11 protein-coding genes are annotated in these 17134 nt (G+C 55.9%); 9 read left to right on the top strand and 2 right to left on the bottom strand.

From position 1 onward, the window contains the following. Positions 1-113: 113 nt before the first annotated feature. Positions 114-1016, top strand: a complete 903-nt coding sequence (locus G6L97_RS15350; RefSeq protein WP_174003288.1) for a restriction endonuclease — start codon at positions 114-116, stop codon at positions 1014-1016. Between the two features lie 76 nt (positions 1017-1092). Here G6L97_RS15350 and G6L97_RS28245 read toward each other — a convergent pair whose 3' ends face one another. Continuing rightward, a complete protein-coding gene (locus G6L97_RS28245; RefSeq protein ID WP_407655360.1) occupies positions 1093-1470 on the bottom strand; it encodes an AAA family ATPase in 378 nt (125 codons plus the stop codon). Between the two features lie 358 nt (positions 1471-1828). Here G6L97_RS28245 and G6L97_RS15340 point away from each other — a divergent pair, with 358 nt between their 5' ends. The 8 genes from G6L97_RS15340 to G6L97_RS15305 all read left to right on the top strand — a co-directional run bounded on the left by G6L97_RS15340 (position 1829) and on the right by G6L97_RS15305 (position 16257). Then, on the top strand, positions 1829-2557 hold the full coding sequence (locus tag G6L97_RS15340) for an invasion associated locus B family protein (protein WP_272438491.1): 729 nt from the start codon (positions 1829-1831) through the stop codon (positions 2555-2557). 59 nt (positions 2558-2616) lie between these two features. Continuing rightward, a complete protein-coding gene (locus G6L97_RS15335) occupies positions 2617-4332 on the top strand; it encodes a ShlB/FhaC/HecB family hemolysin secretion/activation protein (protein ID WP_174003283.1) in 1716 nt (571 codons plus the stop codon). Between the two features lie 51 nt (positions 4333-4383). Then, positions 4384-10713, top strand: a complete 6330-nt coding sequence (locus tag G6L97_RS15330) for a two-partner secretion domain-containing protein (protein ID WP_174003280.1) — start codon at positions 4384-4386, stop codon at positions 10711-10713. Beyond that, positions 10695-11003 carry a hypothetical protein gene (locus G6L97_RS15325; protein WP_174003277.1) on the top strand — a complete coding sequence of 103 codons (309 nt, stop codon included), beginning with the start codon at positions 10695-10697 and terminating at the stop codon, positions 11001-11003. Before G6L97_RS15330 ends, G6L97_RS15325 begins: the two co-directional genes overlap by 19 nt. A 280-nt stretch (positions 11004-11283) precedes the next feature. Continuing rightward, positions 11284-11505: a hypothetical protein gene (locus G6L97_RS15320; protein ID WP_174003274.1), complete on the top strand. Its 222-nt coding sequence runs from the start codon at positions 11284-11286 to the stop codon at positions 11503-11505. Positions 11506-12156: 651 nt separating this feature from the next. Continuing rightward, the gene (locus tag G6L97_RS15315) at positions 12157-12510 is read left to right on the top strand and encodes a hypothetical protein (RefSeq protein ID WP_174003268.1); all 354 of its coding nucleotides are present in this window, start codon (positions 12157-12159) and stop codon (positions 12508-12510) included. A gap of 1300 nt (positions 12511-13810) precedes the next feature. Next, positions 13811-14251 (top strand): hypothetical protein, encoded by a 441-nt coding sequence (locus G6L97_RS15310; RefSeq protein WP_236773633.1) that lies wholly within the window; start codon positions 13811-13813, stop codon positions 14249-14251. Between the two features lie 44 nt (positions 14252-14295). After that, positions 14296-16257: an AAA family ATPase gene (locus G6L97_RS15305; protein WP_174003264.1), complete on the top strand. Its 1962-nt coding sequence runs from the start codon at positions 14296-14298 to the stop codon at positions 16255-16257. Here the strand turns inward: G6L97_RS15305 and G6L97_RS15300 are convergent. Beyond that, a complete protein-coding gene (locus tag G6L97_RS15300) occupies positions 16216-16791 on the bottom strand; it encodes a PIN domain-containing protein (RefSeq protein ID WP_174003262.1) in 576 nt (191 codons plus the stop codon). The genes G6L97_RS15305 and G6L97_RS15300 overlap by 42 nt on opposite strands. Positions 16792-17134 lie beyond the last annotated feature (343 nt).

The following is a 17134-nucleotide window of genomic DNA, read 5'->3' as shown; positions in this document are numbered from 1 at the left end:
TGAAAGCGGTTGCGCGACGTGAGCTTTCCATCCAGACGTTCACGGTCATCTCCACTATCGCCCAACGGCGTTCCAATAACTGACTTCTGCTCACACAGGCGGTATTGATACACATGGCAGCTTTGGATTTCACCGAGATTGCGTCGGCACAGAGTGGTCCCGACAGAGATCGCTTCGAACTTTTCGCAAGGGAATTTTTTCACTCTGAAGGTTTTAGAATTATTGAACAACCAGACCGGGGCGCAGATGGTGGTCGCGATCTTATCGTCGAAGAGGATCGCTCAGGTCCGGGTGGTGTGAATGTTGTTCGTTGGTTGGTGAGCTGTAAACACAAAGCGCACTCGGGCGCATCCGTCACCCCGGGTGACGAAATCAATATTCGTGACCGCCTATTCACTCATCGTTGCCAGGGCTTCGTCTCGTTCTACTCCACCCTTCCGAGCAGCGGCTTAGGTCAGACCCTCCGTGCTCTTCAGCCAGACTTCGAGTATCTGCAGCTCGATAGCGAAGTGGTTGAACGAAAGTTGCTGGCCAGCCCAAGAGGGAGAGTGCTGGCAGCTCGCTATATGCCAAAATCTTTCAACCGCTGGGTCCAAGCATCACGCGCGGCAGCGATAACATCAGCATCAGCTGATCCTCAACTGAGTACCAACAAATTCTTCCTGCGAACGCCACACGATGATTTGCAATCCGCTCAGGCCGAAGCCGCAGAGCGGAACACGATGGTTTTTATTGTTATTTATGATCCAGACCACCCTACGCACAGCAAGCTTGATTATTCCCTTGGATACTTCATGGAGTACCAAACCACGAAACGGCTTGTTGACCAGCACTTCGTGGCAGTGGTTGGACCGAGCAATGACCCCGTGTTAAACGCGCTCGTTCCAGAAGATGATCCACTAGAAAACTGTCTGTGGGTGGTAATGACCTCCAGCGGCGAGATATTAATTCGGGAGAGCGTTTACGCAAATGCCGATGAGGGCATGAAGCGTGTCCGTAAAGTAATTGCCCGTTAACATTTCGGGGCATGCGGCTTCAGTTTTTGGTCTTCCTCAGTAGGCTCGATATCGCTTGGAATTGCACGAGTGCCAATCAGATGGCGGTCGCTGGGTTCCTCACTGCTCCCTTGCTACTCAGGTGCCGGTAGTGGTGCAACAAGAAATGCGATTGCATTAAGTGTCCGCTTTTGGCGCATTGCTGACAACCCGACATCCAAAGTGACCGCATTAAATCAACTTGAGCTTGATGAGCCCTGCCTTGGTTGCCCAGACGCAAGTTGTCCTCGGTCACCCGATAAAGCGTAACATATCCCGCAGGTCCGACATCGTGTCGGTCTGCGAGTGGTGTTGACGAGCTGATAGCTTGTTCAATGGTATCAACGCGCAGATAACACGCACCGGTTCTAAGAGCCAAAGCCTGTGCGACGGCGCTCTTGCCCGATCCTGGCAGTCCACCAAAAATAATCAGCATTCACCCCTCCGTTCGTTGAGCATATACCACCTGAATAGCCCCGAGTTTCGTAGACACGTCCATGCCACCGAGCATGCGATAACCGATTTGGGCCGAGGGGCGTCTCACCGCTGCGCGCGCCAAATGCGGACATAGCTGCCTTCCCGATAACTGGATAATCAGCCAGATAGCATGTCCGTTCCCCGTCGGGACAGAGACGGAATGAGCACTATCATCACTAGAGGGAAAACATCGCAAAGTGAGTTCTGGTGATATTTTTCAACTTACGGGCGTTAATTTTTGATTCATACCTTGGAAGAACGTTCGTCTTTTGCTACGGCAAAAGCAGGTTTCCTAGAGCATTGAAGAAGCGGTCCGAATGACATTTGCAATGCCTGTACAGTTTTTCCGCGCAGGGCCAGTGTTCAGCAAGAGCCCGTTGCGGTTCTGCTCATTAGTGTCGAAAAGGCAAGCTCTGGCGGCTTCGGCCACTGCCGTTTTACTCTCACTGATGACCTCGACTGTCCATGCGCAGGAATCTGCTGCGCAATCCGATGCTGCAAAACAGCCGTCCACGGAAGTTCGTACTGAACGCTTCGATGACTGGACGTTGCGCTGTGTCATTGCAGCCGGAGTGGACCACAACGTGCCAGAAAAAGCCTCCTGCGAAATCGCCCAGCCATTGATGGTTGATCAGGGCGGCAAGCCTGTCGAGGTGCTGAACCTCGCCATTTCCCGGGCCAACGACAAGGCAGGCAAGGCGAACTGGGCGCTGGTTGCGCTTACGCCGCTCGATGTTCATCTTGCATCCGATTTCGGTTTTGGCGCGGGCAGCGCAAAGCCGTCACTGGTGCGTTATCGTAACTGCAACCATGCCGGTTGCTTCGTCATAATTCCACTGGACAACAATCGCATCAGCCAGATGAAACAGGCATCGGACGGTGCCACGTTCTTTCGGCTTCTGAACGGCCAAGCCGTGAAGGTCTCGTTTTCGCTCAAAGGGTTCACCAGGGCATTCGACGCACTGTCAGCTGGAATTGTGCCTGCCACCGGAAAAACGACCGGAGAGACACCGATGGACGCTGGCAAAGAGGGTGCCAATAATTGAAGGTACCCGCTTTACGATATGGAACGAACAGCCTCCACCGCGCTCTTTTAGCGGGTGTTGTGCTCACTGCTACGTTGGGGGACACCGCTCTCGCGCAGAACATCCGCGACGATGCCGCACGTCAGGCAAATCAGATCGACCGGTTACAAGCCGAACAGGAGCGCCTTCGCGAAGCGCAAACCTTGCGCAAGACGACGCGCGCACCGAGCGGTAAAGCGGTCGCACCGCCGGAAGTAATGACTTCTGGCCCCGGCGAGACCTGTATTTCAGTCAACAGCATCTCGGTGGGTGGCGCGACACTCATTCCAGGGGATGAACTCCGGCGCACAGCGGCACGCTTCGAAGGGCAATGCCTCGGCCTTGCCGCACTCAATAGCGTCCTCGAAGCGCTGACATATCTCTATGTCGAACGCGGCTACATTGCGTCACGCGCCTATCTGCCGGAACAGGATTTGTCTGATGGCTCGCTCGATGTTTCCGTGATCGAAGGAAGTCTCGAAGACATCACGTTAAACGGCAAAATCCCGACCGATAATCGGATAGCAACGGCATTCCCGGGCATGCGGAGCAAGCCGGCCAACCTGCGCGACATCGAGCAGGGCCTTGACCAGATCAACCGCCTGCGCTCCAGCAAGGCGACGATAGCGCTCCAGTCCGGCAAGGAACAGGGTGGTTCAGTACTGGACGTCAAAGTTGAGCAGGGTCGCCCGTGGCATGCAAGCCTTTCCTCGGACAACCTCGGCGGTGTCGCTACTGGTATCTATCAGTCGCGGGCCGATTTTGGTCTCGACAATCTATTCGGCATCAATGACGAATGGCAATTCGGCTACCAGCGCTCGATGGATCATCATCCGCTGTTCTTTAGCAACGAGCGCCCCAACAGCAACACGCTGACCGGCTCACTGTCCATTCCCTACGGCTACTGGACTGTTGGTATAAACGGCTCCTGGAGCGATTACCACTCGTCATTGGCAGGCCCGCTTTCCGCCATCGACACGTCTGGTGGGTCGAAATCGCTTTCGCCTTATATCTCGCGTATCCTTTATCGGGATCAAACCTCAAAGACATGGGCTACGGGTCGGCTGACATGGAAGGAAACAGATAACTTCCTGCTCGGCAGCCGTATTGACGTTTCCAGCCGTGTGTTGTCGGTCGCGAGCTTCGAACTTGGCCATTCCCGTCAGTTGTTCGGCGGACAGGCGAGCGCCAGCGTCGGCTATCATCGTGGCCTGGACATTCTCGGGGCTTTTGACGACGCGACCGCACCCGATGGCTCGCCTCGGGGCCAGTTCGACAAGGTGACGGCCTCGCTCGGCTATTTCCGGACCCAGGACGTTGGCGCGTCCACGATGATCCTCAGCACGAATGTTTCCGGGCAATGGTCCCCTGACCCTCTGTTCGGTTCCGAGCAAATGTCGCTCGGTGGCTATTCAACCGTTCGCGGCGTGCGCGAGGCGGTTCTTTACGCCGACAAGGCCGTCCTCATGCGTAACGAATTGTCGTTCCTGCTGCCACCGATAAACGACGCCGGATCGGTCGAGGCGATTGGAAGGCTGGAACCCTACGTCGCGCTCGATCTCGGACACAGCGTTTCGGACAGTCGCGGAAACAGCCTCGGTGGCAATATTGTCGGCGCTGCCGTAGGCATTCGCAACAGAGGCGGGCGGATCAATTTTGATCTGTCCTATACCGATATTCTCTCCATGCCTGACTTACCCGGCGACGCCAAACCGTCCTCGGGTCTCGTTCAGGCGCGGGTGTCGGTTTCATTTTAAGAATGCGGGGGAACACCCGCCGGTCGTGGTCTACAGTGCACAGGTGATGACATGGCAAGAGACAGAAAACGCATAAGGCAGAATGGCGATCTGCAGTCGTCCCGGCAAGGCTCCCGTCTTGTCCTGTTTGCGCGAAAATCTCTCGCCTTAACCCTCAGCATCCTTGTCGCAACGCAGCCTCTCATGGTGCAGGCGCAGGAAATCCGAGCCGATCAGGCAGCCAATGCGGCCAATCAACCGGGCGTCGGCGCAAGCGGCAATGGCGTGCCGCTCATAAACATCGTCACGCCAAATGGCGCTGGCCTCTCCCACAACAAATACAGTGACTTCAATGTCGGCCCAAACGGGGCGATCCTGAACAATTCAAACCAGGACCTGTTAAGATCACAGCTTGGCGGCTTGGTTCAGGGCAATGGCAATCTTCGCAATTCTGGTCCGGCCAACGTCATCCTCAATGAAGTGACCGGCTCAAGCCGTTCCGTCCTTGAAGGTGCGGTCGAAGTCCATGGCAAATCGGCCAATGTCGTGATTGCCAATCCGCACGGACTGACGTGCAACGGCTGCGGTTTTATCAATACACCACGCGTGACGCTTTCTACCGGCGTGCCGGAAATTGGGGCCGACGGCTCGCTTTCAGGACTCCGGGTCGAAGGCGGTGATGTGCGCATCGGGGCGAACGGGGCCGACCTCGGCTCGGTCAACATCTTCGATATCGTTTCGCGCAAGATCGCCATTGACGGGCCAGTCAAAGCGGGTGGCGACCTCACTCTGGTCGCCGGACGCAATTCCTACGCCTATCAGTCGGGTCTCGTCACACCGCTTGCTTCGGACGGCGACGAACCGGCAATCGCTATCGATTCCTCTCTGCTCGGCGGCATGTATGCCGGCAGCATCAAGATCATCTCCACCGACAAGGGCGCGGGCGTCAAAATGTCCGGCCAGATGGCCGCCAATGCCGGAGCGATGACGCTCAGTTCCGACGGCAAGCTGACGCTCGGCAAGGCACAGGCAAAACAGGCGATCACCGCTCGCTCGCAAAAACAGGCGGTGCGGGTTGAGAGCACGCTGTTCTCTGATGAGGCAATCACGCTAGAAGGATTGAGCGGCGTCGAGCTTGCGGATAGCGCCCTTGTCGTTGCCAAGGGCGACGTCTCGCTCAGGGGTGAGACCGTCGCCCTCGGGGTAGACGCGCTTGCCGCGTCTGGAACCGACAGCAGCGGACAGCAGGTGGCCACGGGTACGCTCAGCATAGAGGCATCAGCGCTCTCCGCCGGTCAGGGACAGCTTGCTGCTGGTGGGCTGCTGTCGATCAAGGCGAACACCATCGATCTGGCGCAAGCGGCAGATACAGGGCGCGACACGCTCCGGTCCCGTTCGGACATCATGATCGAGGCAGCCAGCATCGACGCGCGGAAAGGGCGTATTACGGCTGGCGGGGGCCTGACCGTAAAATCCGCCAATAGTCTCACTATGACGGATGGGCGTTATGTCGCTGGCGGCATGCTGCTAGCACAGGCGGCGCAGCTCACCTCCAGCGCCAGCCTTGCGGCAGGATCAGTAGCAAAGCTGGAGACGCTGAACGGAAATCTGAACCATTCCGGGGAAATCGCAGGCAACGGCGGTACAGTCCTGTCATCCTCACAGGATATTACAAATTCGGGCCGGGTCGTTTCGACGGACAAGGTGACCCTGACCGCTGCAGGCACCTTGCGCAACAATTCCGCTGGCCTTGTCGCCGCTGACGGAGGCGTCACCGCCTCGGCAGGCTCGATTGCCAACGACGGCTCGATTGCCGCGCAGGGCGGAACGCTCGACGTTACCGCGCAGAACGATCTTTCTAACTCTGGCAAGCTGTTGAGCATGAAGGGTGCCAGCGTTACCGCCGGTGGCAAGATTGGTAACTCCGGTGATCTGCTTGTCGAGGATGCGCTTTCACTTCGAGCAGCAAACAGCATCGCCAACAGCGGCACCATCAATGCCGGAGCGATCGGTCTCGAAGCTGCATCCCTCGTCAATCAGGGACTTCTCACGGCACATGATCAGTCCGTGGCCGTTTCCCTGTCCGGCAACCTGCAAAACGCCGGAGAAATCTCGGCCCGTAACGCCATTGGCCTTGCGGTCGATGGCAACGTCACGCTTTCGGGTACGCTGAAATCCAATGACACACTGAGTCTTACCGGTCGCGACAACGGCAGAGCCGGAAGTGTGTCGGTTCTGGCGGGCGGTGTCGTCAATGGCGGCACTGCGCTTTCCCTGCGCGTCGCTTCGCTCGACAATGCAGGCAGCGTGGGCTCTGCCAGGGGCTCCCTGCTCGCCGAACTTGCCGGCAACCTCTCCAATACAGGGCTTCTCTATTCCGGTACGTCCTCAAGCTACCTGCTTGACGGCAGCTTCACCAACGTCAATGCCGACGTGCTCGCTGAAACAGACCTGGCGATCAAGGGACTGAGCAGTGGTCGCGCTGGTGCGCTCGACAACAGGTCCGGTACGATTGAAGCCGTGGCCGGCGATATGGTGCTCAACGTCGCCTCGCTGACCAACCGTCGCGATGGCCTGACCTCGACCGTCGACACCACGACCGAAATCACGCAGTCTGGCGACACGACCACGACCGTCGTGACCAAACGCGAGATGGCAACCGCCAATGGTCCAGCCTCCCAGCTTCTGGCTGGCGGCGACATCACCATCGACACCGGTGCGCTGACCAACAGCTACAGCCAGATTGCGGCCAATGGCGACATCGCGATTACGGCCGCTTCGATCCTGAATGAAGGCCGTGACCTCGTTGAAACAGTCGAGACGACGGCTGTCACCCAGCATTCTGAGCGCTATTGCGCGAAGCGCATCCTTGGTATTTGTGTCGACCACGATACTCGCCGCTGGACAACCACGGACTCCAGTACCTCGTCGCGGACGTATGATGCCGTCTTCGGCACCATAGAGGCAGGTGGTGCTCTCAGCGCCAATGTCACCGGCTATCTGAATAACAATGCTGTTAGAAGCCAGGCTGGCCAAATCGGGCTTTCCTCCGGCGACCGGGCGCTTTCGGCAGCGGACGTAGCGTCCGCATCGCAGGCCCGCAATCTTGCCAGCCTCTCCGCCATCGATGTCAGCATCAACGCGCTTATAGGGCGTCAGGCGACCTTCCAGCAGGTCGCGGCACCCAACATGCCGTATCTCATCGAGACCCGTTCCGAGTTCATCGATCCTTCCAAATTCCTCGGTTCGGACTACTTCCTCCAAACGATTGGCAGCTACAATCCTGACGTGCCGCTGAAACGGCTCGGCGATGCCTATGTCGAATATCGCCTCATCCGTGACCAGATATTCAATCTGACCGGAAGCCGCTCGGTCGGCTCCGGCCTCGATCCGTACCGGCTGGTGCAGGCGCTCTATGACAATGCCGCCGACGCACAGCAGGAACTGGGGCTGACCTTCGGCGTCTCTCTTACGCCATCCCAGCGAGCCGCGCTGACGAAGGACATCGTCTGGCTGGAAAAGCAGATCGTTGACGGACAGGAGGTGCTGGTCCCCCGCGTTTATCTCTCCAGTTCAACCACCGCGAACACAAGCCTCGCCAGTGCCCAGATCAGGGCAGGGCAGGCCAGCATCGAAACGGCAGCGCTGACCAATTCCGGGGCTATCTCCACAACCGGCAATCTAACCATCGATACTTCGGCGACGCTCTTCAACAATGGTGGCAGCCTGTTTGCAGGTGCCGACCTCGTTATCGACGCAGGCAGCATCTTCTCCAACCGCTCCGGTACGGTGTCCGGGCAGAACGTTGCGATTGAAGCCGATACGATCATCAATGACACGGCCAAGACCCGTGATGTCTACGCAAACGGTTTTGCCGACCGCATCCAGCAGGTTGCCCGGATCGAGGCGCGGGACGACCTTCTGCTGAAGGCGTCCGGTTCCATCGTTTCCGAAGGTGGGCAGTTTGCCGCGGGCGGCGACATGATGCTAGATGCAGGGAGTTCGATCGATATCTCTGCGCTTGAACTTGAGCGTTCCCGCGACGACAAGATCAAGGGCGGTTATGACCGTGCCTACAGCCTCACCAACACGCTTGCCGAATTGCAGGCAGGTGGCAATCTCCTTATCGATGCTGGCGGTGATCTGGCTCTCCGGGGCGTCAGGGTCGCGGCGGGTGAAAACGTCACCTTGCATGCTGATGGCGATGTCGGCACTACCTCGGTTCAGAATCATGATAGCCGCGACCTGAAGCTCGACATCAAGACCGGCGGCTTCCTCGGAACCGAAACCAATATCCGCCGTCAGTCTGCCTCCGTCGAGACAGAGGCCACAACCATTATCGCTGGCAAGGATGTGTCCGTCATCTCTGAAAGCGGCGATGTGACACTGCAAGCGCCGCAGATCAAAAGCGGCGGTGAAACGAAGATCGAGGCCGAAGACGGCAAGGTCGCCCTTCTCACCAATACCGACCAGAATTTTAAACAGGACTTCAAGCGTGAGGAAGACCTGTTCTGGTGGAACGAGCGGGATCAGGGCAAGGCGGAAGAAACGATCCGCCATGTCGAGATCGAGGCGGGCGGCGGTCTGAAGATTGATGCCGGAAACGGTGTTGTCGTCGAGTATCACAAGACCGGCAACCTCGAAGCCTCAATCGACCAGCTCTCGCGATCACCCGGCCTTTCCTGGGTGGGGGAAATCCGCAACGACCCCGCTCTCACCGGAAGGGTAGACTGGAAGGCTGTCGATGCTCAGTTCCAGCAATGGGATTACAAATCGCAAGGCCTGACCGAGGCTGGAGCCGCACTGGTGACGCTGGTTACGGCTGCTCTCACCGGACCGATGACGGGCTTCACGTCGAGTCTTACCAGTTCTGTCGCCGGTTCGCTTGGACTGGCAGGAAATGCCGTTGCGGAAGCAGCAATTCAAGCAGGGCTTCAATCACTCATCAACAAGAGTGCGGTAGCGCTCGTTAATAATCAGGGCGATATCGGTGCTGCCCTCAAGGAGCTCGGCTCGTCAGCCAATATCCGCGCGTTGCTGACTTCCATGGTCGCGGCTGGGCTGACCGTTCAGATTTCCGACATGACTGGTATCGGGTCTGAGTTGCCCGCAAGTGCACCGCTGGCTGATCGCATCACCCGAGACATCCAGCAGGGCCTCATTCGCGCCGCCGTTAAGGCCAGCGTTTCCAGCGCCATTGAGGGCGACAGATTCGACAAAAGCCTGTTTGATGCACTCAGGCTGGAAGCGAGTGCAACGCTTGGCAAGTATGTGGCTGAGGAAATCGGAAAGGCCGCTCACAATAAGGACATAGACAAGGTCTCTCAACTGGTTGCCCACGCCGCTCTTGGCTGCGCCGTTGGTGCCATGGCGTCTGGTGACTGCAAGGGTGGTGCTATCGGTGGGGTTGTCGGCGAGATAGCCGCCGACATAGTCGACAAGAGCATCAAGAATGCTCTTTCTAAAGGCAATCTCACGCAAGCCGAAGCCCTCGTCATGGTGACTGAATGGCGGGCCAACGGGATCGAGGTTGCCCGTGTTGCCGCGGGTCTCGCAGCCGCCCTCGCAGGGGGCGATGTAGATACCGGTGCAAACGCAGGCGCAAATGCAGCCGAAAACAATGCGTTCTTCATACCGATCATCATTGTCATCATCAGCGCCGCCTACACGACTGGCGTCGGCGACGGCAATCCGATGGAGGGCCTTGCCCGGATTGGACGGGGCGACGACCCGCTCAGCAAGGCAATGTCGGCTGCGACCGAAGCGGGCGTAGAATGGTCGGCACGTAACTATCCCGAGGAAACGATGGCCGTCCTTGGCGTGCTGGAAGCCGCCAACAATGCCATGGACGCGACTCTGACTTACGTGGATGAGAAAACTGGTCAGCAAGTTTCCAAGCGTTGGAACGACATTGATCCGCGCACGCGCGATCAGCTCAAGGGGGCAGGAAAGGTTCTCTCCGTCGTCCTACCTGCCGGGTCCGTCAAGCTCCTAAAAGAACTAAAAACAGCAAGTAAGCTGCCAGACGTTCCCAACAGCTCGCAACTCATCGCTGAGTTGGCGAACAATGGTACAAAAATAACGCCCGCCAACGTGGTTGATATTCGGAGGCTACCGGACGGAAGAACTGTATGGTTGGAGAGTGGTAATGACGCTGCTGGTCTACAACATATCTACAAACGACATGAATCGAACTTCGCAGATAAAGGAATTTCACGTGATCAGATTCCAGTTGTTGTAATGAATGCCCTCGAACGCGGACAGATCGTCGGCACAAACGGGAGTGCGCCGGTGTATCGAATTGTCGAGAACGGCGTCGAACAGCACATTGCAATTGGTGTCGGTTCAAATGGATTTGTTGTTCGTGCAAATCCGGTTAGCACATGGAAGCCATTGCCATGACAATGAAATTGATAGTAGGGCGAGAGTATTTGGCCGATCCCATATTTTGCCCTGACTCGCAGTATATGGGGCATGTCGATGTCAATGACTTGCCGATATCACATGACTTAAAAGAAAAGATTCAGGAGTGGAATGACGAATATCAGGCGACGTTTGATACCGATTATCCCCCAGATTCCGCATTCAAATCACCCCAACTTGAAACGGCTCATATTGAAAAAGGAAGCGAATTGGTTAAGCGACTGCAAATGGAACTGGGTGACCGCTACATCGTGGAGTACAAACCCTGAAGAAACTGCCGCAAAAAATAAGTGTTTTCTTTTTTGAAGCTGCGCCTCGAAAACTACATTGATCAACCTATAGAAATTGCAGTGTAGTCTGGCGATTACTCACGCAGGAACAAAGTAAATCTGAGGGATGGCTATGAATGTTTCGTTCCGTCTACCGTTTCACGCCGCGATATGTCTGTTGTCTCTGACCGGCTGCACTACGTCTGAGCAACCAGTTGGCATACAAGCATCACCATCTGCGTCACGCGTCGAACCTCTTGTCGGCGAGCGGGCGACGATAGTGAAACAGCTTCTACTGGCTGACCCGAGAGACCGCCTTCAACTTCTCGCCAACGAGCCGAAGCGCGCCGGCTACACTACCTTTCCCTGTTATCAGGTGGAACTTCCGGTTGGCCTGTTTGCTTCAGACCCAAATGCGGCATATCGGCTTCACATCAACGGCAAGTCGGTCACATTGTCCGTGCAGTATGGCTCGACCGCACTTGCCTGCCGAAAAATGTAGTCGGCCCGTGATTCTTAGAGTGAAGCAGCCGATGCACGATGCCGAAACAGTACCAAAGCTGCTACGCTCTCTTCACGTCACCATTTGGAGTTTCCCATGATTGGGAGACGGCCTCTAAGGTTGCGCTCAAACATCCGGATGATTCGAAATTCAACGTATATATGCGACGTTGTCACATCCACGACAGGACGAGCCTCGTATGGTTCTCAAAGGCCGAAGCCTACGAAGCCGAGTCTAGGTTTTTGGCGATCAACAGTGGAACTATCGATTTTACGCCGGCACGTGCCTTCATCTTCTCAATGCGGTGTTCCACCGTTCGCGGTGAGAGTTTGAGCATGTGGCCGATTTCGCGTGCGAACAATCCCTCACGCAGTAGCTGCACGATAGACAGATCAATGTCATCGAGACGAACCTCACGAACGACGGCCGAGATGGAATGGACTTCGCCGAGAATGATACACCATCATGGTTCGGTTATGTTAAACAGGGCGGTAAAATCGCAGGGTAGATTTACCCTTTTGGCGAGAATATTGAAATTAATGAGCGCAGATTACGAGACACTCGCACATCTGTTCCTCGGCAATAGCTCGGTGGTTTCTTGCAGGCGACCCCGCAACTCTCAAGCATCGATACGGCCAAGGAACGGACTTCATGATCTACAGAGTAGTGACATACTGGAAGTGTGGCGACCTGCATTGCGTTTTCGATATTGGCGCGTTCTCAGATGAAGTTCGCGCACAAGAAATTGCTACCCTTGTCACTTCCCTCCAACATTTAGACGGGAGGGCGGTCGTTGGAGTTAAAGGCGGGGATAGCATCATGGTCGATAATGCCAACGCAATTTTCTACAAGGTGAATCAGGCTGGAAAAGCCGATTGGGATTTCGACCTTCCCGGCAGCCTGGATTGGCTTCTGGGAAACGGATACGAGTTCGTTGAGGATGTACGTCCGGTCGTGACACGAAATCGGAGGGTCAGTAACGACATATCTGATGCCTGGAACTGATTGTCACATGCAAATTATGATAACCTTTGTTTTGCTTGAGGCTGTCAGGCTGGGCAAGGATCAAATATGTGCCTTGTTCAACAAGTGCCGCGGCAATAGCTGCATCCTTGATCCAAAGAGTAGGTGAGAAATAGCTTTCGCTTCTGTCGTCCGAAACGCGGGTTCCTTGGCAGGAAATCATGTACGACTCCTGGCTCGGCGTAGGCGGATAGACTGCACGTACACGTATTGCAAATGCGACAGGGAATGCCATTGGGGTTTGCGCGAAAGAGAATAGCCGTTGCATGTCGTCAGGCTTGTAGAAAAAATCCCGCCATCTAATCTCGTTTCCGTCATTCGTGATCCTGACGAGGTTTCCTAAGTCAGGTAAATTGTCTACGCGAGCGGCAAGCCCAAGCACAGACTTCGCTGTTCGGAGCAACTGTCGCTGTACTCTTGTTGCTGTGATGGCGATGTTCCCGGCTCCGTCTCGGATGGGATCAGGAACTTCGCCGTACTTCAATTGTCGTAAAACCTCTCCAACGATGCCGAGACGGAATACTGCGCGTCCTCTTTGGTCGCGAACTATAGGTTCGACACCCGTGAATCCTATTGAGAATTCGATGAGCCGATTGATGCGCCGTGGTTCGTTGTATTTACAGATGCCGTGAACCCGTCCGGGCGCAAGACGGTAAAAGGGTTGCGTTGGCCCATTATCACGAGGAATTCCCCGGACACGGACCAATTGGACGTCGCAAAATTCGCAACTGGCTGAACCGCCTTCTTAGTCTTGGGCTGAAACAAGTTCGCCGGCCACCCTCGCTATTGTTATTCTAGCCGCCACTTCCCCACCTTGATTTTGCTCAACTATGCTGGCGTGGACATAGTAGGAGAGGTGCTGAGGAAGCGTTGACGGCAATGCCTCATTTTATTTCAAATTTTAGACAGTGATAAGATATTAGCACCGCTGCCGTTTCAGCGAAGGCAGCACTTAACAATTGGATAGACCTCGCAGTTGACATTGTGAAATTTGTTCTCTATTTGTTCAGGCATGCAAAATCCTACGCGCCTCATACGAATAGGTTGATCCCCGCCCGCCGTGACCTTCGCGGCGACGATCAGCTATCTTTTGTCGAGGTTTTCAATGGGTATCGCACAGCGCGCGAGATCGGTTCGCGCTAGCCGTCATTCGGCGTCCATCCGTACATTTTCTCCGGCCGCCACTATTAAATGTGACAGTCCGTCCATTTTTCGGTCCCAGGCCGCGCGTGACACCGCCTGTCTGCTGGATGTCAATCCTGCCGTCATTTCGTGGCACTGCATGCCTGTTTCCCTGGAATGTGGCGACGTAGCCCACGTCCCCGATTTCGGCATCGTGAACAATGACGGTGGCAGGATGCTTATCGACAGTCCAGACCGGGTGTTGGCGCTCGATGTCGACGGAATCGTAGCTGCCGCCTTGAAAACGGGCTGGCGTTATCACCGTCTGTTTGCCGATGAAGTCTACGAGGGTCCACGTCTTCAGAATGCCAAGGACCTGCTGTCTTACGGCGGTCACGGTCTGGCGCTGGGAGACCGCCTGCGGGTGCTCGCGACCCTAAACGATCACGGGAATCTAACAGTTGCCGAGTGCCTGACGATTTTTACCGAAACCAAGCCAATCGCCGGACTGGCCCAGATGATCTTGCGCGGTTTCGTCGAAGTCGATCTCGATACGGAATTACTCGGCCCCGAGACAATGGTGCGGCGGATACGGACCTGACCGCCCGTAAGCGTCATCATCATTCCCAGTGTTCCGAGGCATACATGCAGTCTTATAGCGATAACCTGATCGCCAATCGCGATCCGTTCCATAGCTCGAAGTACGAGCTTACCCTGCCGACCCATCTAGCCATCATCGCAATGTCGAGATCGATCCGCCAGTTCCTGAAAAGGCGATCTTCGTTCGTCGCGGCTTTCGTCATGCCGCCGAAGGCAGACATCCATGCCCACAAGATGGCCGCCAAATGGTTGCTTGAGGGGACCGTTCCGGTCGGTGGCGAGCATGGCAACAACTACGTTCTCGTCATCGGCGAAGAGACTGAACTTGTCGACGATTTCGAGGCGTTCAGGAAACTTCGAGAACTCAAGCGGGCGATCATTCTTCTCCAGGACGAGGAGCTTCTGTATGATGAGGTCCGCATCGTCGCTGATATCGTTGTCTCTTTGGCCCTGCCGGCTCCGAACGATTATCGGATTGCGGCGCGGCGGATGAGGCTCGGGACTATCACTGATGCCGATGCCGATTTTTTTGCGCACCAACCCCCCAAACGGGTCGAACTCGGTTGGCGGCGCGGACGATCCGTGGTTGCGAGCATCGGGCGTCTTCGTCGGTATCCTCATGTCGAGAAGGGGAAGCGTCCCTCCGACTCCTTGTCGACGGGGCCGAGCCTGCACGACCTATCTGGATACGGCGAGGCTAAAACATGGGGTATCGAACTCACCGAGGACTTGTCAGCATGGAAGGCTGGAAGACTTGCCTGGCACGATATCGATCGCGGCGTCCTGCTTTCGGGTCCTCCGGGATCGGGCAAGACGTCCTACGCGGCGGCTCTGGCAAGAACCTGTAACGTTCCCTTAATCCTCGGGTCGGCGGCAAGATGGCAGGCGACGGGTCACCTCGGCGATATGCTGAAGGCAATGCGCAAGGCGTTTGCCGAGGCTGCGCGGCAGGCACCGTCGATCCTCCTGATTGATGAATTCGACAGTTTCACCAGCCGTGATCACAGAACCGGCAGCAGCGACAACTACCATCGTCAGGTGATCAACGCGCTTCTCGAATTGTTGGACGGAGCACAGTCACATGAAGGCGTTGTCGTCATCGGTGCAACAAACTATCCGGACATCATTGATCCAGCGTTGCTTCGCGCGGGACGGCTCGAACGCCACTTTGCGATTCCCCTTCCTGACGGGGCGGGACGCAGAGATATCTTTCGTTTTTACCTGAGAGACGATCTTACAGACGAAAAGCTAGATGGCGTCGTCTCGGCTAGTGAAGGTTGGTCAGGTGCAGATATCGAGCGATGTGTGCGTGACGCCCGTCGTCATGCGAGACGGGCGAAGCGTCCGATGGTAATCGCCGATCTCCTCGCCGCAGTTCCGCCCATCGTATCGGTCCCGATGGCTGTACAACGTTGCGTCGCCGCGCACGAACTCGGTCATGCCATCCTCGGTGTACTGCTGGAAACGGACCCATTGGTTTCGGTATCGATCGAGAGAAATATTCATGTCGGCAGAACGCTGCAGACCATGGGGAATACGGTCTTTGAGGAACGGCTCTTTGCTCGGAAAACTGCAAGCTTTTACCGAGACAAGATTGCGACGCTGCTTGGCGGTATCGCTGCCGAGCAAGTGCTCTTCAACGAGTTCGAGAGTGGTGGTGGGGGAGATATTTCTGCCGATCTAAATCGTGCAACCGACATCGCGACTATGCTGGAAATCACGTGGGGGCAGGGGCGTACGCTATCTGTTGAGCCTGGCAATAGCCCGCGAGAATTGTCGGCATATCGCCGTCGGCGTAAGGGCCTTGCTAAGTCTGTCGAGGCGACATTGCAGGCCGAATTTGGGCGCGCGAAATCGCTGCTCGAAGAACACAGGAGCGTACTTCTTGATCTTCACTCCCATCTTTTACGAGAAGGAACTCTGTCCGCTGCGGTGATTAAAGTGGCCGTGGAGGGGAGCGAAAGCTTACCTCATGAAGCTAAAACCGCTGGACACGAATTCGGGTAGCGAGGGTGGCGGCAGTCTGTAAAGAGTGGCGGGCAAATCCCCATAGTATCGGACATGCCATTTGTCTTCGACTGGATGAAAAACGCCAGGCAATGGAAAGTATCTGTCGATCAATATGAAATCTTTCACATTGAAAGATGCGATAGGCATCTTGTGGACGATCGACAGGGCAGCGAAGAAGAGGTCATGCCCCAGCTTGTCCTTTTTTTGCTTTGGGTCGGGTACGTAGAGATGCCGTAGTGGGCCAACGGTTGTCATTTCCGCGTAAAGTCCGGCGGCTTCGGGGCTGAACTCCGCGAATTGAAAATCAACTGAAAGGATGTCTTCGATCCAGTCGTGGAGGCGTTTAGCTTTTTGTGGATCATGTTGGGAAGCCAGATGGGCACCCCGCCTTAACTCTGCTATGACGGGAAACGAGATCGCAAGAGACTTTGCCCCAATGGCTTTCATCCACCAACGCAGCCCAGGCGGGGGACGTTGCAAGCCGGCATTACTGAGTATGTTGGTGTCTAGCAAAAAAATGGGGTCTGCCATTTCTTATCCCCGCAGCGTATATGAAGCCACGCGGAATCTTAATAAAACTTTACCTTAATTTGGTAAACGTAGGGTTAAGAAATCTCATAATGGATAATTGGAGAAAAGGGACGATGTCACGAAACTGGACTGTCGATGGGGCTTCTGCTGACCTGCCGAGCCTGTTGGAAGCGGCACGGAAATCGTCGCAATATATCGTTGTCCCCGACGGCAGGTTCGAGGTGTCGTTTAAGCGGGTTGGACGCAAACCATTAGAAGATATCTTGGATACAGAAGGATCGCTGAAGCCGGGGGACATTGAGGACCTGTAATAATCCCCCACTATATTGCCATCTCTGCGGTT

The organism is Agrobacterium tumefaciens (assembly GCF_013318015.2).
Classification (GTDB): domain Bacteria; phylum Pseudomonadota; class Alphaproteobacteria; order Rhizobiales; family Rhizobiaceae; genus Agrobacterium; species Agrobacterium tumefaciens.
The sequence above is the reverse complement of the archived record's forward strand: the minus strand, read 5'-3'. Positions and strand labels throughout refer to the sequence as shown.